At 69.4% G+C, this 17,179-nt stretch carries 14 protein-coding genes; 7 read left to right on the top strand and 7 right to left on the bottom strand.

The features are described from left to right. Positions 1 to 10 precede the first annotated feature (10 nt). Together DFJ65_RS10670 and DFJ65_RS10665 are read right to left on the bottom strand one after the other, a co-directional pair. Positions 11 to 2,098 carry a RecQ family ATP-dependent DNA helicase gene (locus DFJ65_RS10670; protein WP_115923008.1) on the bottom strand — a complete coding sequence of 696 codons (2,088 nt, stop codon included), beginning with the start codon at positions 2,096 to 2,098 and terminating at the stop codon, positions 11 to 13. A 130-nt stretch (positions 2,099 to 2,228) separates the two neighbouring features. Continuing rightward, positions 2,229 to 3,011 carry a lysophospholipid acyltransferase family protein gene (locus tag DFJ65_RS10665; RefSeq protein ID WP_115923007.1) on the bottom strand — a complete coding sequence of 261 codons (783 nt, stop codon included), beginning with the start codon at positions 3,009 to 3,011 and terminating at the stop codon, positions 2,229 to 2,231. Positions 3,012 to 3,069: 58 nt separating this feature from the next. Here DFJ65_RS10665 and DFJ65_RS10660 point away from each other — a divergent pair, with 58 nt between their 5' ends. Further along, a complete protein-coding gene (locus DFJ65_RS10660) occupies positions 3,070 to 3,837 on the top strand; it encodes a HipA family kinase (RefSeq protein ID WP_115923006.1) in 768 nt (255 codons plus the stop codon). Next, entirely contained in the window at positions 3,834 to 4,217 is a 384-nt protein-coding gene (locus DFJ65_RS10655) for a DUF3037 domain-containing protein (protein ID WP_115924251.1), read from the top strand. The genes DFJ65_RS10660 and DFJ65_RS10655 overlap by 4 nt, the downstream gene beginning before the upstream one ends. 118 nt (positions 4,218 to 4,335) lie before the next feature. Here DFJ65_RS10655 and DFJ65_RS10650 read toward each other — a convergent pair whose 3' ends face one another. The 4 genes from DFJ65_RS10650 to DFJ65_RS10635 all read right to left on the bottom strand — a co-directional run bounded on the left by DFJ65_RS10650 (position 4,336) and on the right by DFJ65_RS10635 (position 8,683). Beyond that, the gene (locus tag DFJ65_RS10650) at positions 4,336 to 6,150 is read right to left on the bottom strand and encodes a hypothetical protein (RefSeq protein WP_115923005.1); all 1,815 of its coding nucleotides are present in this window, start codon (positions 6,148 to 6,150) and stop codon (positions 4,336 to 4,338) included. Between the two features lie 134 nt (positions 6,151 to 6,284). Next, entirely contained in the window at positions 6,285 to 7,091 is an 807-nt protein-coding gene (locus DFJ65_RS10645; protein ID WP_425452984.1) for a TrmH family RNA methyltransferase, read from the bottom strand. 7 nt (positions 7,092 to 7,098) lie between these two features. After that, positions 7,099 to 7,875, bottom strand: a complete 777-nt coding sequence (locus DFJ65_RS10640; RefSeq protein ID WP_115923004.1) for a sulfite exporter TauE/SafE family protein — start codon at positions 7,873 to 7,875, stop codon at positions 7,099 to 7,101. Positions 7,876 to 7,897: 22 nt separating this feature from the next. Next, the gene (locus tag DFJ65_RS10635) at positions 7,898 to 8,683 is read right to left on the bottom strand and encodes an ABC transporter ATP-binding protein (protein WP_115923003.1); all 786 of its coding nucleotides are present in this window, start codon (positions 8,681 to 8,683) and stop codon (positions 7,898 to 7,900) included. 32 nt (positions 8,684 to 8,715) lie between these two features. Between DFJ65_RS10635 and DFJ65_RS10630 the strand changes: the two genes are divergently transcribed. Continuing rightward, positions 8,716 to 9,471, top strand: coding sequence for a hypothetical protein (locus DFJ65_RS10630; protein ID WP_115923002.1), 756 nt, complete (start codon positions 8,716 to 8,718; stop codon positions 9,469 to 9,471). Positions 9,472 to 9,518: 47 nt separating this feature from the next. Here the strand turns inward: DFJ65_RS10630 and glgA are convergent, their stop codons facing one another. Then, entirely contained in the window at positions 9,519 to 10,742 is a 1,224-nt protein-coding gene (gene glgA / locus DFJ65_RS10625; RefSeq protein WP_115923001.1) for a glycogen synthase, read from the bottom strand. Between the two features lie 86 nt (positions 10,743 to 10,828). On the opposite strand from glgA, the gene glgC reads away from it, so the two are divergent. From glgC to cphA, 4 genes are all read left to right on the top strand, one after another. Beyond that, positions 10,829 to 12,076 carry a glucose-1-phosphate adenylyltransferase gene (gene glgC / locus DFJ65_RS10620; RefSeq protein WP_115923000.1) on the top strand — a complete coding sequence of 416 codons (1,248 nt, stop codon included), beginning with the start codon at positions 10,829 to 10,831 and terminating at the stop codon, positions 12,074 to 12,076. Continuing rightward, positions 12,073 to 13,344 carry a phosphoserine phosphatase SerB gene (gene serB / locus DFJ65_RS10615; RefSeq protein ID WP_115922999.1) on the top strand — a complete coding sequence of 424 codons (1,272 nt, stop codon included), beginning with the start codon at positions 12,073 to 12,075 and terminating at the stop codon, positions 13,342 to 13,344. The genes glgC and serB overlap by 4 nt, the downstream gene beginning before the upstream one ends. Then, positions 13,337 to 14,224 (top strand): cyanophycinase, encoded by an 888-nt coding sequence (locus tag DFJ65_RS10610; RefSeq protein ID WP_115922998.1) that lies wholly within the window; start codon positions 13,337 to 13,339, stop codon positions 14,222 to 14,224. The genes serB and DFJ65_RS10610 overlap by 8 nt, the downstream gene beginning before the upstream one ends. Before the next feature lie 78 nt (positions 14,225 to 14,302). Next, positions 14,303 to 17,161, top strand: a complete 2,859-nt coding sequence (gene cphA, locus DFJ65_RS10605; protein WP_115922997.1) for a cyanophycin synthetase — start codon at positions 14,303 to 14,305, stop codon at positions 17,159 to 17,161. Positions 17,162 to 17,179: the final 18 nt, after the last annotated feature.

The following is a 17,179-nucleotide window of genomic DNA, read 5'->3' as shown; positions in this document are numbered from 1 at the left end:
CGCGCGATCGCTACCCCACCGTGCGGTGCACAACCAAGGGCAGCACCCGCGTCGCACCCTGCCCACGCAGCACGGCCGCGGCGACCGTGGCGGCCCAGCCGGACGAGGTGCGGTCGATGATGAGCAGGACGGTGTGTTCGCTGACCGGAGCCTGCGGCCCGGCACCGAGACGCTCCTTCAACGCGGCGGCTTCATCAGCGCTCGGCAGATCGGAGGGCACGCGCTCGACCGGCCAGTTCGCATACGGCAAGCGACCAGCCGCAGCGAGGTGCTCGGCGACCGACTGCACGAGTGCCGGGAGGCCGCCGGGTGCGACCGACACCACGCAGGTCGGCCGCTGCGTCCAGCTCTGCGCCCAGTCCGACAGCGTGTGCACCGCGTGTTCGAGCAGTTCGGGGTCGGCAGCCGACCCGTCGGCAAGACAGCCGGCCAGCGAGTCCGACCATTCCGGTGCGTCGGCGTGCACCAGCACCCGCCCTGCGTCGGCCGCGACAGCGACCGGAATCTTGCCGCGAGTACCGAAGGCCCCACCGGGCCACATCTTGCGCGGCTCCAATACGTGTCGTTCGGTGCGCAGCACCCGACGGACCCCACGCATCGTGTCGGCGGACGCCTCGCCCACCAGTCCGTCGGGCAGGCCGCCGGTGCACACCGAGCATCGTCCGCACGGCGCCGCCGACGGATCGTCGAGCGACTCCTGCAGCAGTTGCATCAGGCAGCCCTGCCCACGCACGTAGCGGCGCATGATCTCCGCCTCGCGCCGCCGCGTTGCAAGCACCGAGTCGTAGTGTTCCTGGTCGTAACGCCACTCCTTGCCGGTCACCGTCCAGCCGTCGGTGCTGCGGGTGACGATGTCGTCGACGGCCAGCTGTTTGAGCATCAATTCGACACGGGTGCGTCGCACGCCCGACTCCGCCTCCAAGGCGACGACCGACATCGGCCCGTCGACCCCGCGCAGGATCTCGAGCACCCGCTCGACCTCCTTCGGTCGCGGGATGGTCGCGGTGGCGAAGTAGTCCCAGACCGACTCGTCGGAGGCCGACGGCAGCAGTGTCACGAGAGCATGGTCGATCGCACGGCCGGCACGGCCGACCTGCTGGTAGTACGACACCGGGGACGGCGGGGCGCCGACGTGCACGACGAACCCCAGGTCGGGCTTGTCGTAGCCCATCCCGAGCGCCGAGGTGGCCACGAGTGCCTTCAGCTCGTTGCGACGCAGCCCCTCCTCGAGTCGCTCGCGTTCGGCGCCGTCGAGCTGACCGGTGTAGGCCGCCACCTGCAGCGACGGGTCGGCGCCGTGTCGGGTGCGCAGCACCTCGGCGAGACGTTCGGCATCGGCGACGGTGAGCGTGTAGATGATGCCCGAGCCGGGAAGTTTGGGCAGGTGGTCGGCCACCCAGGCGAACCGTGCGAGCGGGTCCATCTGCGGGGTCACCGCGAGGGTGAGGCTCGAACGTGCGAGCGGTCCGCGCAACACGAGAGTGTCTGAACCCAGCTGTGCCGCAACGTCTTCCACGACGCGCGCGTTCGCGGTCGCGGTCGTGGCGAGCACCGGGGTCTGCGGGTTGAGGCGTCCGAGCACATCGACCACCCGGCGGTAGTCGGGGCGGAAGTCGTGACCCCAGTCGCTCACCGCGTGGGCCTCGTCGACGACCACCATGCCGAGTCGTCCGGTGAGGGCGTCGAGCACCCGGGCGCCGAATCCCGGATTGGCGAGCCGTTCGGGCGAGACGAGCAGCACGTCGATGCGGTCGGCGGCGAGCTCGGCCTCGATGCGCGACCAGTCGTCGATGTTGGCGGAGTTGAGGGTGGCCGCCACCAGACCGGCGCGCTCGGCGGCGGCGACCTGATCCCGCATCAGCGACAGCAACGGCGAGACCACCAAGGTGGCGCCTTCGCCGCGATCGCGCAGCATCGAGGTGGCGATCCAGTAGACGGCCGACTTGCCCCACCCGGTGGCTTGCACGACGAGCACCCGCGCACCCGGGTGGGTGAGATGCTCGAGCGCTTCGCCCTGGCCGTCCCTCAGCTGCGCGCCCGGGCCGGCGAGGGCTCCCAGGACGCGTTCGACGGCGTTGTCCAACAGTTCGGTCGACATGTGCTCGACCTTGCCACGAGGTGCCGACAACCCGCCAAGAACCCGTCAGAGGCCTGTTGAAAACCTGGCGGCCGACAGCGGCCGGCACGGCCGACAGCGGCCGGCACGGGCCGCCACAGAGCGAGCCGCGCTACTTCGAGCCGTTCTCCTTGGCCGCGGCCTTCGCCGCCTTGCGCTCGGCACGCCGAGCCCGCTCGTCGGCGTCCAGCTTCTCGGCTTCTTCCAGCGACGGAGCCGTGCCGCCGAGCGCCTTCGGCAGAAACACCAGGTCGTCGCCGGTCAGCGGCTCGTAGTCGGCCTTGGCCTTGTCGAGCATCTGCTTCATCACGGCCTTGAGTTCGGCCGTGCGCTCGACCGGGTCGTCGGTCGGTGCGACATAGATCGCCGGGCCGACAACGAGCGTGATCGGCAACTTGGTGCGGCCCAGCCGCTTCGGATGGTCCTTGGTCCACATCCGGTGCGCGCCCCACATCACGGTGGGCAGCACCGGCACACCCGCCTCCTGCGCCATCCGCACGGCCCCCGTCTTGAACTCCTTCAGCTCGAACGAGCGGGAGATCGTCGCTTCCGGGAACACCCCGACGAGTTCGCCGGCCTTGAGTGCGTCCACGGCCGCGCGGTACGCGTCCGCACCCGCGGATCGGTCGACCGGAATGTGCTTCATGCCGCGCATGAGAGGTCCGGCGACCTTGTTGTCGAAGACCTCCTTCTTCGCCATGAACCGCACGATCCGGTCGACGTCGAGGTAGATGCGTCCGGACAGTGCGAAATCCATGTAGCCGAAGTGGTTGAGGGCCACGACGCCGCCACCGGTGCGCGGGATGTTCTCCTGTCCGGCGGTGTCGAACTTGAGTCCCTGGAAGGCGAACAGACTCCGAGCCGTCCAGAGGACTGGCGTGTAGACCGGTTCCATGTCCAGCAGCCTACCCATCAGTAGCGGGGCTTCCGCCGCTGCTCCGTAGACTCCTTGCGTGCTGCCCACCGTCAACGCCCTCAGGTACGTCGTCCCGCTCAAAGAAGGCGGGTCGTTGCCCGGCGTGATGGAGGCGGACGACTGTGGCACCTGGGTGGTGAAGTACCGGGGTGCCGGGCAGGGCGTGAAGGTGCTCGTCGCCGAGATCATCGTCGCCGGCATCGCCCGCGCCATCGGTGTGCGGGTGCCGGAGCTCAAGCTCATCGAGATGCCCGAGCAGATCGCGAAGTACGAGGCGGACGAAGAGGTGCAGGACCTCCTGAACGCGTCCGTCGGCCTCAACCTGGCCATGGACTTCCTGCCCGGCGCGTTCAACTACGACGGTTCGACGCCCCCGCCCCCGCAGGACGCCGCCGCGATCCTGTGGCTCGACGCCTACGTCGCGAACATCGACCGCACACCGCACAACCCGAACCTGCTGCGCTGGGGCAAGCAGTTGTGGGCGATCGACCACGGCGCCGGCCTCTACTTCCACCACACCTGGCCGTCGCGCACACCCGACCCGAATCGCTTTGCGGCGCAACGGTTCGACGACTCCGGACACATCCTGCGCCCGGTCGCAGGATCGGTCTCGACGGTGCACCAAGCGGCCCGCGACGCCGTGACCCCGGAACTGCTGGCCGGCATCGTCGCCGACGTTCCGGACGAGTGGCTCGAGCCGACCGACGACCTCCCGAACGCGACAGCGATCCGTGCGATGTACGTCGACCACCTCGTGGAGCGCCTCGAGCGCCCGGACGCGTGGCTGCCGGAGGACGGGCGATGATCGGCTACCAGTACGCCGTGCTCCGGTTGGTGCCGGCGGTCGAACGTGAGGAGTTCGTGAACGTGGGTGTGGTCGTCTACGCCCAGATGGCCGACCACCTGGAGATCGCGTGGCGGCTGCGACCTGCGCTCGTCCGAGCCCTCGCCCCCACCATCGACGTCGCGGAGATCGAAACGGCGCTGACCTCGCTCGCCGACTGCGCCGCCGGACGCGCCACCCCGGGCAAACCCGAGATCCGTTCACTCGGAGCACGATTCGGCTGGCTGACCGCTCCGAGGAGCACCAGCATCCAGCCGGGTCCGGTACACGGCGGGCTCACCGACGACCCGGCCGCCGAGACCCAGCGGTTGCTCGACCGGCTCATCGGGTCGCGCGCCTGACCGAACGTCCGCGCTGAACAGGACGACGCCCCACCCGCAGAACGCGGGTGGGGCGTCGTATGTGTTTCCGCTCTCGAAACCGTCTCACCGAGCCGGCACCGGGAGCGGAGCTCTCGGGCTACGCGCCGTCGTTGTCACGACCTCGCATGTCATCGCGTAGCGATCGGATCCGGTCACCGATCGAGCGGTGCTTCGAACCGTTGTCAGCCGGATTGCCGACCGAGTCATCGACCGTGCCACCGGCCGGATCACCGGTCGTGTCGGTACCCGTCGCGTTGACGGTGCCGTCCGCCGCACCAACGGCGGGTTCCTGGTCGATCACACCGGGGTAACCGCCGGAGGCGTCAGCGGGGTTCCGGTCTGCACCGTCGAAGCCACGGTCACCCTCGAAGCCACGGTCACCGTCGAACTGTTGATCCGGAGCACCGAACCCACCGTCCGCAGGTGCACCGGGGCTCACCGGCGCCTGGTCGTCGACTCCTGGCGTGCCCTGGTGCGAGTGCCAGTCGGTGCCGTCCGGAAGCTGCGCGTCATCGGCGGGGTACTCCCCGCGCGCCCCGTCGGCGCCCGCCTGCGGCTGCTCGAAGTTGCCACCCTGCGACTGGTCACCGAACTGGTCCTGCTGCGGCGGCGCATCCCAGTTCGACTGTGCGCCAGGCGCACCAGTGCCTGCTTGAGTGGACGGCGCCTGGTCGAAGCCGTCGGCCGGGCGGTCGACGGAGTCGTTCCATCCGGCGGTCGACTCGTCGGCGTAACCGCCGCCGATCTCGTCCGCTGCGCCGACCGGAGCGTCGGTGTGTTCCGTACGGGTCTGCTCGAACACCGGCGAAGCGGCTGCACCGGCGACCGCACCGTCGGCGGCCTCGGAGCGGCGTCCGCCGAGGCCGCCTTCGTGCTGGTGACCCTCGACGTCGCGGTGGTGGTCGCCGGTGCCCTCGTTGTACGAGTGACGCCCTGCCAGACCCGGCTCCTGCGAACGCGCGGGCAGATCGCCGTCGTGGCCACGCGGGCTGTTGCCGGCGAGTCCGTCGCCGAAGTGAGTCTGGGGGTCGCCCTGTTCGTCGTAGCCGCCGTGGTGGGCGTCGCCGGCGACGTCACCCATCGTGCGGGTCGACTCCCGGTCACCCAGATCGTCCACCACCGGACCATCGACCGAATCATCGACCGGACCAGCCGCGGGATCCGAGATGCCGTAGGCACCACCGGACGTGCCGGCGGACGTGGCGGCCGGCGCACCAACCGGTGCGTCGGCATCGTGGTCACCGAAACGGTCACCGTCGTTGTCGCGGTCGCGCAGGTCGAGCCCGCTGTCGCCGTGGTCGGCAACCCGCTGGTCGTCCCGAACGCCGGTGCGGTCGTCGTCGAGAACTCCCGCTCGGTCGTCGTTGTCCCGAGTGTGGTGCGCCGCCGCACCCGCGCCGAGCGCACCGGCTCCACCGGCTGCGGCGGCGGTGCCCCAGCCGGGGCCGTCGTTGCGGTCGTTGCGCTCCTCCTGCGCGACACCATCGCGAGGACCGTCCGCGGCGCCGAGCGCGTCGTCGCCGCCCGGGCGGCTGCCGTCGGTGCGGAAACCGTCCCTGTCGGTGTCGACATCGGGGTCGATCAAGTCGGCCTGACGGTGCTGATCGTCGTACTCACCGCGAACGGACTGGGCACCGGCCTGCTTCTGCGACGCCGCCTGCTCCGCCTGCCGTGCCTCGGCGGCGGCGCGGTCGGCATCTGCCCGTCGGCGCGCGGCTTCCTGAGCTGCCTGCTCGGCTTCCTGCTCGCGCTGCTTGACCTGCAACTCCTGGGCCGCGGCCTGCTCGCGCAACTGCGCGGCTTCCTCGCGCTGCTGTTCCTTTTTCTTCTTGCCGTTCAACATCGCGACGATGGCGACGATGATCAAGATCACGACGATGGCGACGATGATCCAGAGGACGGGGTTGTCCATGCCACTCTCCTGCCGTTCGGGGGTCGAATGGGTCCACCTGTGGGTGGTTCTCAACCGAACGTACGCGGTCGGAGCGGGTGTTTGTGTGTTCTCGGCTGTGCCGGAACTGTCTGATCCTTATCGGTGAGGAGCAGCTACCTGGTGGCCCAGAGCGCCACGGCCGACGCAGCCGCGACGTTCAACGAGTCGACGCCGCCGGCCATCGGGATGCACACGGTGCGGGTGGCCAGTGCGGTGGTGCGGCGACTCAGTCCGTCGCCCTCGGTGCCTACTACGAGGCACAGCTTGTCGTGTTTCGCGGCGGCGAGATCGTCGAGCGATTCGGCGTCGTCGTCGAGCGCGAGCGCGGCTACGTCCCAACCCGATTCGCGTAGTTCGGTGATTGCGGCCGGCCACGGTTCCACCCGCGTCCAGGGCACCTGGAAGACGGTGCCCATCGACACCCGCACGGCCCGCCGATAGAGCGGGTCGGCGCACCGCGGCGTGACGAGCACAGCGTCGGTGCCCATTGCCGCCGCCGACCGGAAGATCGCACCCACGTTCGTGTGGTCGACAACGTCCTCGATCACCAGAATGCGTCGGGCGTCGCGCACCACCTCCTGCCATGGCCGATTCTGCGGACGGTGCATCGAGGCGAGCGCGCCACGGTGCAGGTGGAATCCGGTCATCGCCTCGATGACCGACGCCTCGGCGACGTAGACCGGCACCCCGTCGCGCTCGGCGTCGGAAACAAGATCGGCGAGATCGGTGAGCCAGCGCTCCCCCATCAAATACGAGCGCGGACGGTGTCCCGCACCGAGCGCCCGCCGGATCACCTTCTCGCTCTCGGCGAGGTAGAGGCCCTCGGCGGGCTCGAGGATGCGGCGCAGCGCCACATCGGTGAGGCCGAAGTAGTCGCGCACCCGCTCGTCGGTCGGGTCGTCGATGCGCACGATGGTCACGGCGCACTCACTTCAGCAGGAGGTTGACGATCGCGATCAACCCGATGACCACGATGAAGCCGCGCAGCACGTTCGGCGGCAGCTTGCGCCCGACCCCGGCGCCGATGAAACCGCCGAGCAGCGAGCCGACCGCGATCAGGCCGGCCACCCGCCAGTCGACGTGGTCGCGGGCCACGATGATGAAGGTGATCGCGGCGACACCGTTGACGATCGTGCCGAGCACATTCTTGATGCCGTTGATCCGTTGCAGCGGCTGCGACAGCAGCACACTCATGATGCCCATCAACAGAACGCCCTGTGCCGCACCGAAATACCCGCCGTACACACCGGCGACGAAGATGCCGCCGGCCAGCAGGATGCGGCGGCCGGCGGAGTCGTGTGCGACCTCCTGGTCGGCGTGGTTCTTGGCCGCCCAGCGTTGGATGCGCGGACCGAAGACGACCAGTAGCACCCCCAGCAGGATGAGCGCGGGCACGATGGCCTGGAATGCCGACGGCGGCAGCACGATGAGCAGCAGCGCACCGACCACCGCGCCGAGGAACGACATCGGCGCGAGACGCTTCAACTGGTCGGACATCGTCCGCACCTCGCGGCGGTAACCCCAGGTGCCGCTCAGGCCCCCGGCGACCAGCCCGATGGTGTTCGAGACGTTCGCGGTGACGCTGGGGAAACCGAACGCGAGCAGCGTCGGGAAGGTGACCAGGGTGCCCGAGCCGACGATCGTGTTGATCGTGCCTGCCGCCATGCCGGCGAGCAGGATGAGCAGAGCTTCGGTCCAGGGCATTGCTGCAGGTTATCGGTGGCCCTCAGGAGCCGGCGCGGGCACTCCACCTGTCGCCGTGACGGTCGAGTTCGAGTGGCATGCCGAAGGTTTCGCTGAGGTTGTCCGCGGTCAGGGTCGCCTCGATCGGCCCCGCGGCGACCACACGCCCCTCCCGCAGCATGAGCACGTCGGTGAACCCGGGCGGGATCTCCTCGACGTGGTGGGTGACCAGCACCATCGCGGGCGCGTAGACGTCCTGTGCCAACTCACCCAACCGCCGGACGAGGTCTTCGCGGCCGCCGAGGTCGAGCCCGGCCGCCGGCTCGTCGAGCAGCATGAGTTCGGGATCGGTCATCAAGGCGCGCGCGATCTGCACCCGCTTGCGCTCGCCCTCGCTGAGCGTGCCGAACATCCGGTCGGCCAGGTGGCCCGCGCCCAGTTGGTCGAGCAGTTCGGCCGCACGCTGGTGATCGAGCGAGTGGTAGTCCTCGCGCCAGCGTCCGACGATGCCGTACGACGCGGTCACGACCACATCGGCAACCTTCTCCTCGCGCGGGATGCGCTCGGCAATCACCGCCGACGACAAGCCGATTCGGGGGCGCAGCTCGAACACGTTCACCGCGCCGAGCACTTCCGACAGCACCCCCGCCACACCGCTGGTCGGGTGCATCCTCGCCGCCGCGAGCTGCAACAGGGTGGTCTTGCCGGCACCGTTCGGGCCGAGCACGACCCACCGCTCACCCTCCTCGACCTCCCAGGTGACATCGTCGAGCAGCAACTTGTTGCCACGACGAACGGACACCCCGGCGAACGCCAACACATCGCTCATGGCCCCAAACCTAGGCCAACTAGAATTTCCGGATGGGCACCCTCCCCGCTTCGGTCCGTCTGGCGCTGTGGGCCACCGCCGTGTGGAACGGCCTGGCACCCGCCAACACCCTGCTCGACCGGGCATTTCCGGACATCGACGACGTCGCCGGCGACCTCGACCGGCTCGAGCTGTGGCCGCAGATCGGTGAACGCGTGTTGCTGTGCGCGCTGCCGCACCCCGGGCACGCGCAGGCGATGCCCAAGGGCGGCACCGAGTTGCTCGCCGACGCACTGGACGCCGGTGAGTGCGTCTACGTGCCGATGTTCGGCGGGGCGATCGTGCCGGAGATCGAACGGTACGGCCCGGCGTCCGACCAGGGCTGGCGCGCCCGGCTGCGGGCGTTCGACTGCGCCCCGACACCGATTCACCGCATCGAGATGCTCACCGACTCGGCGATCGAACGCCGACTGCAGGCCGCGATCGCCGCCGCGACGTCCGAACTCACCCAGATCGACCTGGTGCCCTGGCAGCGCAGCAGCGAACGCGACCGTGCCGCAGCCGAACTCAGCGGCAGCTTCGGCCTGCCGGCGGGCATGCCGGGACGCCTGGCCCGCACCATCTGGAGCGCAGCCACCGTCTCGGAGGCAGCCGAGGCCGCGCTCGAGCACGACCCGATCGTCGGCGCGGCTGCGCACGAACGGCGCCAGAGCACCCTGCGCGACCTCATGGTCGGGGCCGATCAGGTGTTGGCCGACGCGACGAACCTCGCCGCGGTCGTGCTCGCCGGGTTGGTGCCCGCTCGCTGAGCGGGCTGCAGGCGGTCCCGACTCAGCCGGGCGACGCTGCGCCAGACTCAGCCGGCCGACGTTGCGCCGAACTGCTCGACGATCTCCCGGTAGGCCTGCTGGGTCTTCGCGGCGATGGCGTCCCAGCCGAACTTCTCGACCGCACGCGCGCGCCCGGCCTGCCCGCGGCGGCGGGCTTCCTGCGGGTCGGACACCGCCTCGGTGAGTGCCGCGGCGAGGTCGGCGACGAACTTGTCCGGGTCGACCGGCGTGCCGGTGCCGTCGTCGACCTGCTCGATCGGCACCAGCCAGCCGGTCTCGCCGTCGGCGACTACCTCGGGGATGCCGCCGGTGGCGGTGGCGACGACAGCGGCCTCGCACGCCATCGCCTCGAGGTTCACGATGCCGAGCGGCTCATAAACCGACGGGCAGACGAAAACCGTTGCGGCGGAAAGGAGTGCGATGACCTCGGTGCGCGGAAGCATCTCGTCGATCCAGACCACCGGGGCGCTGCGAACCGTGCGCAGTTCGTCGACGAGCCCCTTGACCTCCTCGAGGATCTCCGGGGTGTCGGGCGCGCCCGCGCACAACACCAACTGCACCTCGTCGGGCAGTTCGCGGCACGCACGCAACAGGTAAGGCATGCCCTTCTGCCGGGTGATGCGGCCGACGAACACGACCGACGGGGCATCGGGGTCGAGACCGTGGCTGCGCACGATCTCCTTGCCTGCGTCGGAACCGTCGCGTTGCCACATCGTCGAGTCGATGCCGTTGTGGATCACCCGCACCTTGGCCGGGTCGAGTTGCGGGTAGCAGCGCAGCACGTCCTTGCGCATCCCGTCGCTCACCGCGATGATCGCCGCCGCGTGCTCGTAGGCGGTGCGCTCGACGAACGACGACACCTGGTAGCCGCCGCCCAACTGTTCGGCCTTCCACGGCCGCAGCGGTTCGAGACTGTGGGCGCTGATCACGTGGGGCACGCCGTGCAACAACGACGCCAGATGACCGGCCATGTTCGCGTACCAGGTGTGCGAGTGCACCAGCGCCGCACCCTCGCAGTCCTGGGCGATCTGCAGGTCGACGCCGAGGGTGCGCAGGGCGGCGTTCGCGTCGGCGAGTTCGGGAAGGTCGGGATAACCGAAGGTGCCCGGTTCGTCGACCGGTTCACCGAACGCGCGCACCGCGACGTCCTGCCCGAGGCCCCGCAGCGCCCGGACGAGTTCGGCCACATGCACTCCTGCGCCGCCGTAGATGTTCGGCGGGTACTCCTTGGTCAGCACGTCGACTCGCATGACTCGAACGCTACCGCTGTTCAGCTTCCGAGACATGGGGACGGGTTTGGTCACACCGTCCCGCCCCGCCCAACTAGGTTTGGGGCATGGTTGCAAAGGGCCCGAAGGTACTCGCCATCGTCCTCGCCGGCGGCGAGGGCAAACGACTGATGCCCCTCACCCAGGACCGCGCGAAACCGGCGGTGCCGTTCGGTGGCATCTACCGGCTCATCGACTTCGCGCTGTCCAATCTGGTGAACAGCGGCTACCTCAAGATCGTCGTACTCACGCAGTACAAATCGCACAGCCTCGACCGTCACGTCACCAAGACCTGGCGCATGTCGACCATGCTCGACAACTACGTCGCGCCGGTGCCCGCCCAGCAGCGTGTCGGCAAGCACTGGTTCGCCGGCTCGGCCGACGCAATCTTCCAGAGCCTCAACCTGATTCACGACGAGAAGCCCGACTATGTGGTGGTCGTCGGTGCCGACCACGTCTACCGCATGGACTTCAGCCAGATGGTCGACCGGCACATCGAGTCGGGAGCCTCGGCCACCGTGGCCGCCATCCGCCAGCCGATCTCGTTGGCCAACCAGTTCGGTGTCATCGACCTCGACACCAATACCCCGGGCAAGGTCAACGCCTTCCTGGAGAAGCCGTCCGACCCGCAGGGCCTGCCGGACAACCCCGACGAGGTGCTCGCGTCGATGGGCAACTACGTGTTCACCACGCAGGCACTGGTCGACGCCGTCACCCAGGACGCGCACGACGAGTCGAGCAAGCACGACATGGGCGGCGACATCATCCCGTTCTTCGTCGACCGCGGCGAGGCCTACGTCTACGACTTCAAGGACAACGAGGTGCCCGGCGCGACCGAACGCGACTTCGGTTACTGGCGTGACGTCGGCACGATCGACTCCTACTTCGACTCGCACATGGATCTCACCTCGATCCACCCGATCTTCAACGTCTACAACTACGACTGGCCGATCCGCACCAGCGCCGGCAACTACCCGCCGGCGAAGTTCACGACGGGTGCGTCCGACATCGCCGGATACGCGGTCGGCTCGATCGTGTCGCAGGGCTGCATCGTCAGCGGTTCGACGATCCGCAACTCGGTGCTCTCCCCCGCCGTGAGAACACACAGTTTCGCCGAGGTGAGCGACTCGATCGTGTTGAACAACGTCGACATCGGGCGCAACTGCCGGGTGCGCCGGGCGATCATCGACAAGGACGTCGTGTTGCCCCCGGGCACGAACATCGGCATCGACCTCGAGCACGACCGTGCCCGCGGTTTCACCGTCACCGATTCGGGCATCGTCGTCGTCGGCAAGGGCACGGTCATCGTCCCGTGACCGACGCCTCCCCCGGCACGAAAGACAACTCCACCACCCAGCCCACCGACGCGGCCAAGGGCACGTCTGCCGACACCGTCCTGCTCACGATCACCGGGCCCGACCACCCGGGCGTCACGACCGGCTTGCTGCAGCGCCTCCCCGAAGGTGTCGCCGTGCTCGACCTGGAGCAGGTCGTGGTGCGCGGACGGCTCGTGCTGTGCGTTCTGGTGACCGACGCACCACAGGTGCTCGCCGACGGCGAGGCCCTGCGGCAGTGGGCCGCCGCCGAAGGTCTCGACCTGCAGCTCACCGAGGGCCGCGGCGACAACGCCAACCGCGCCCCGGGCCGGGCGTACGTCGTGATCCTCGCCCGGCGACTCGGGTCGCAGGCGGTCGCGCACATCACCCGCCAGATCGCCGGGTCGGGCGCGAACATCGACCGCATCCGCCGCCTTGCCCGCACTCCGGTGACCGCGTTCGAACTCGATGTCTCCGGTGCCGACGTGCCCACGCTGCGGCGCCGACTGGCCCTCGACGCCGCCGAACTCGGCGTCGACATCGCCGTCGCTCCGGGCGGTCTCGCCCGCCGCGGACGCCGCCTGCTGGTGATGGACGTCGACAGCACGCTCATCCAGGACGAGGTCATCGAGTTGCTGGCGCGTCACGCCGGCCGGGAGGCGGAGGTCGCCGCGGTCACGGAGCGGGCCATGCGCGGCGAGATCGACTTCACCGAGAGCCTGCACCAGCGGGTCGAGGCGCTCGCCGGGTTGCCGGAGTCGGTGCTGGCGGAGGTGCGCGACCAGGTGCGCCTCACGCCCGGCGCGGCGACGCTCGTGCGCACCGTCCGCCGATTAGGTTACACGGTCGGTGTGGTCTCCGGCGGGTTCATCGAGATCGTCGGCCCGCTGGCCGCGCAGCTGCAGATCGACCATGCACACGCCAACGCCCTCGAGGTGGTCGACGGCGTGCTCACCGGACGCGTGTCGGGCCCGGTCGTCGACCGCGCCGAGAAGGCGTGCAAGTTGCGTGAGTGGGCGCGGCAGGCCGACCTGCCGGTCGAGCGCACGGTCGCGGTCGGTGACGGTGCCAACGACCTCGACATGCTCGCGACCGCCGGGATGGGCATCGCGTTCAACGCCAAGCCGGTCGTGCAGGCCCGCGCCGACACGACCGTCAACGTGCCCTATCTCGACTCCGTGCTGTTCCTGTTGGGCATTTCCCGCGACGAGGTGGAGGAAGCCGACGCGACCACTTGCGCCGGTCCCTACAATCCGACCCATGCGTAAACCAGGTTCTCGTTCCCTGCTCATCATCGGCGGCGCCGAGGACAAGGTCGGGCGCGTCACCGTGCTGCGCCGGTTCGTGCGCCTCGCCGGTGGGCGCAAGGCGCGGATCGTGGTCATCCCGACTGCGTCGTCCGTGCCCGACGAGGTCGTCGAGGTCTACTCGACCGTGTTCAGCCGGTTGGGCTGCGAGAGCATCACCTCGGTCAACCCGCCGAACCGCCAGGCGAGCAACGACGAGGAACTCATCGGTCGGATCGACGACGCGACGGGCATCTTCATCTCCGGCGGCAACCAGCTCAAGCTCAGCCAGCTCATCGTCGGCACCCCGCTCGGACGCGCCCTGCTCGAGGCCTACCAGCGCGGCGCCGTCGTCGCCGGCACCTCCGCGGGTGCGTCGATCATGAGTCAGTTCATGATCTCGATGGGTGAGGAAGGCGTGACCCCGCGGCAGCGCTCCTCACAGCTCACCGCCGGCCTCGGCCTCCTACCCGGTGTCATCGTCGACCAGCACTTCGACCAGCGCGCCCGCTACGGCCGCCTGCTGTCGCTGGTCGCCGGTTCGCCCTCGTTGCTCGGCATGGGCATCGACGAGGACACCGCCGCCGAGATCACCGACGAGACCGAGCTGACCGTGGTGGGCAGCGGGGCCGTGTTCGTCGTCGATGCCCGAAACGCGGTCACCGACGCGCACGAGGCACGGCGCGACGCACCACTGCTGGTCACCGGTGCGATCGTGCACACGCTCCCGTTCGGCGCCACCTTCGACCTCGACAGTGCGAAACTGATCGACTTCGTCGAGAAGTACCCCGACGTCGCGGTGCAGTCGGGTCGCGACCAGCACGACACGGCCACGGCCGCCGCCGCGTTGCGCCACCACTAGCGTCACCCAGCACGCCCTCAGTTACCCCTGAGTACCCGTCCACCCCGCCCCGAGCCACCGCCGAGACAGGAGCACGCGATGACCGACGTGACCCCCGAGCCCAGCCGTCCGGCCGCGCCCGACCTCACCATCAGGTCGACCCGCGTCTACCGCGGTCCGAACGTCTGGTCGTACGAGCAAGCGATCCACCTCGTCGTCGATCTCGGTGTGCTGGAGGAGTATCCGACGAGCAAGCTGCCCGGATTCACCGACCGGCTGCTCGAACTGCTGCCCGGCATCGAGGGCCACACCTGCTCGCGCGGGCATCGCGGCGGCTTCGTGGAGCGACTGCGGGAAGGCACCTGGCTCGGGCACGTCGCCGAGCACGTCGCCCTGCAACTGCAGCAGGAAGCCGGACACGACATGCGCCGTGGCAAGACCCGCGCGGTCAAGGGCGAGACCGGTCTCTACAACCTGATCTACGGGTTCATCGACGAGCGTGTCGGCCTCGCCGCCGGCGAGCTCGCGGTGCGGCTCGTCAACCACCTGGTGCAGGCCGAGGACGACTTCGACTTCGCCGACGCGCTCGAAACCTTCCTGACGCGGGCCGGCCGCACCGCCTTCGGGCCGTCGACCGCCGCGATCATCGAAGAGGCCGTCAGCCGCGACATCCCGTGGACCCGCCTCAACGAGTACTCGCTGGTGCAGCTCGGTCAGGGCGTGCACGCCCAGCGCATCCGGGCGACGATGACGTCGCAGACCTCCGCGCTCGCCGTCGACATCGCCGGCGACAAGAACCTCACCACCCGCCTGCTCGGGTCGGCCGGGCTGCCGGTGCCGAAGGCCGAGACCGTGCGCACGGTCGACGGTGCCGTGTCGGCCGCCCGCCGCGTCGGCTACCCGGTCGTCGTCAAGCCGCTCGACGGCAACCACGGACGCGGTGTGTGCCTCAACCTGCAGTCCGACGACGACGTGCGCGAGGCCTTCCCGATCGCCGAGGGGCAGTCCCGGCGCGGAGTGGTGCAGGTCGAGTCGTTCATCACCGGCAAGGACTACCGCTGCCTCATCATCGGCGGCCGGATGGCGGCCATCGCCGAGCGGGTGCCCGCGCACGTCATCGGCGACGGCGAGCACACCGTGAGCGAACTGGTCGACATCACCAACGCCGACCCGCGTCGCGGAGTCGGCCACGAGAAGGTGCTCACCCGCATCAAGGTCGACGACGCAGCGATCGAACTGGTGCGGGAGCAGGGCTTCGCGATGGACGAGGTGCCGCCGAAGGACAGGATGGTCAAACTTGCGCTCACCGGCAACATGTCGACCGGTGGCATCAGCGTCGACCGCACCTTCGACGCCCACCCCGACAACATCGAGATCGCCGAGGAAGCCGCCCGGATGATCGGGCTCGACGTGGCGGGCATCGACTTCATCTGCCCCGACATCACCGCCCCGGTGCGTGAGACCGGCGGCGCGATCTGCGAGGTCAACGCGGCACCCGGTTTCCGGATGCACACCCACCCCACCGTCGGCGAGCCGCAGTTCATCGCCAAGCCGGTGGTCGACCTGCTCTTCCCGCCCGGCGCTGCCTCGCGGGTGCCGATCGTGGCCGTGACCGGCACCAACGGCAAGACCACGACCTCGCGAATGATCGCCCACATCATGAAGGGTCTCGGCCGCAAGGTCGGCATGACCTCGACCGACGGCATCGTCATCGACGAGCGGCTGGTCATCAAGGCCGACGCCTCCGGTCCGCGCTCGGCGCGGATGGTGCTGCAGAACCCCCGCGTCGACTTCGCGATCATGGAGGTCGCCCGCGGCGGCATCCTGCGCGAGGGCCTCGGCTACGACCGCAACGACATCGCAGTGGTCACCAACATCCAGGCCGACCACCTGGGGATGCGCGGCGTCGACTCCCTGGAAGACCTCGCCTCGGTGAAATCCGTTGTCGTGGAGGCTGTTCCGCGCGACGGCTTCGCGGTGCTGAACGCCGACGACCCCTTGGTGCGCCAGATGCGTCGTCGGTGCAGCGGCACCATCGTGTGGTTCTCGATGGAGCCGCCCGGCTCCGCCGTCCGGGAGTTCATCGACGAGCGGTGCCGGCGCGGCGCACGTGCCGTGGTGCTTGAACCGTCCGACCGCGGCGAGATGATCGTGCTCAAGCAGGGACGCCGCTCGATGCCGTTGGCATGGACCCACCTGTTGCCCTCGACCTTCGGCGGTGCGGCACGGATGAACGTCGCGAACGCGCTCGCCGCGGCCGGCGCAGCGTTCGCCGCCGGTGCCCCGCTGCACGACATCCGGCAGGGCCTGCGCACCTTCGACACCTCCTACTACCTCTCCCCGGGACGCCTCAACCGGGTGGAGCTCAACAACGCCGAGGTGTTCGTCGACTACTGCCACAACCCGCCCGGCATGGAGCGGCTCGGCGAGTTCGTCGAGGGCTACGTCAAGGCCCGCCAGGGCGCCTCGGAGACCCGCATCTCGCGCATCGGCATGATCGGTGCCGCCGGTGACCGTCGCGACGAGGACATCCGCGAACTCGCCCGGATCGCCGCGCGACACTTCGACGTGCTGGTCATCCGCGAGGACGACAACCTGCGTCGTCGTGCGCCGGGTGAAGCTGCTGCGTTGCTCGTCGAGGGCGCCAAGCAGGCCCAGTCCGACGGTGCCCGCGTCCGTGTGATCGACACCGTGCTCAACGAACTCGATGCCGTGCGCAATGCGGTGCTGCGCTCCAACCCCGGCGACCTCGTCATGCTCTGCGTCGACCAGCACGCAAAGGTGCTGCACGAGTTGGAGGCGTTCAGCCACAAGGCGCAGGCCGGTTCGCGGTTCAGCGACGACCAGCCCGGCGACCCCGACCTCGACCCGACCGAGCTCGCCGCCGAGGCGGAGTCGGCGATGGAGCAGGACGACCTGGAGCTGCGTGAGGCGCTGGAGTCGTCGGCCTCGGAATGACCTCGCCGGCCTGATCAG

Source organism: Calidifontibacter indicus (assembly GCF_003386865.1).
Classification (GTDB): Bacteria; Actinomycetota; Actinomycetes; order Actinomycetales; family Dermatophilaceae; genus Yimella; species Yimella indica.
Note: the sequence above shows the minus strand (reverse complement) of the source record. Positions and strands in the feature narration are given on the sequence as shown.

What these genes read in the sequence shown, in the direction of transcription:
- DFJ65_RS10655 (WP_115924251.1), top strand. Translation starts at nt 3,834, where the DNA reads ATGATCGGCTACCAGTACGCCGTGCTCCGGTTGGTGCCGGCGGTCGAA.
- DFJ65_RS10670 (WP_115923008.1), bottom strand. Translation starts at nt 2,098, where the DNA reads ATGTCGACCGAACTGTTGGACAACGCCGTCGAACGCGTCCTGGGAGCC.
- DFJ65_RS10635 (WP_115923003.1), bottom strand. Translation starts at nt 8,683, where the DNA reads ATGAGCGATGTGTTGGCGTTCGCCGGGGTGTCCGTTCGTCGTGGCAAC.
- DFJ65_RS10610 (WP_115922998.1), top strand. Translation starts at nt 13,337, where the DNA reads ATGCGTAAACCAGGTTCTCGTTCCCTGCTCATCATCGGCGGCGCCGAG.
- DFJ65_RS10650 (WP_115923005.1), bottom strand. Translation starts at nt 6,150, where the DNA reads ATGGACAACCCCGTCCTCTGGATCATCGTCGCCATCGTCGTGATCTTG.
- glgC (WP_115923000.1), top strand. Translation starts at nt 10,829, where the DNA reads ATGGTTGCAAAGGGCCCGAAGGTACTCGCCATCGTCCTCGCCGGCGGC.
- DFJ65_RS10640 (WP_115923004.1), bottom strand. Translation starts at nt 7,875, where the DNA reads ATGCCCTGGACCGAAGCTCTGCTCATCCTGCTCGCCGGCATGGCGGCA.
- DFJ65_RS10630 (WP_115923002.1), top strand. Translation starts at nt 8,716, where the DNA reads ATGGGCACCCTCCCCGCTTCGGTCCGTCTGGCGCTGTGGGCCACCGCC.
- glgA (WP_115923001.1), bottom strand. Translation starts at nt 10,742, where the DNA reads ATGCGAGTCGACGTGCTGACCAAGGAGTACCCGCCGAACATCTACGGC.
- DFJ65_RS10665 (WP_115923007.1), bottom strand. Translation starts at nt 3,011, where the DNA reads ATGGAACCGGTCTACACGCCAGTCCTCTGGACGGCTCGGAGTCTGTTC.
- cphA (WP_115922997.1), top strand. Translation starts at nt 14,303, where the DNA reads ATGACCGACGTGACCCCCGAGCCCAGCCGTCCGGCCGCGCCCGACCTC.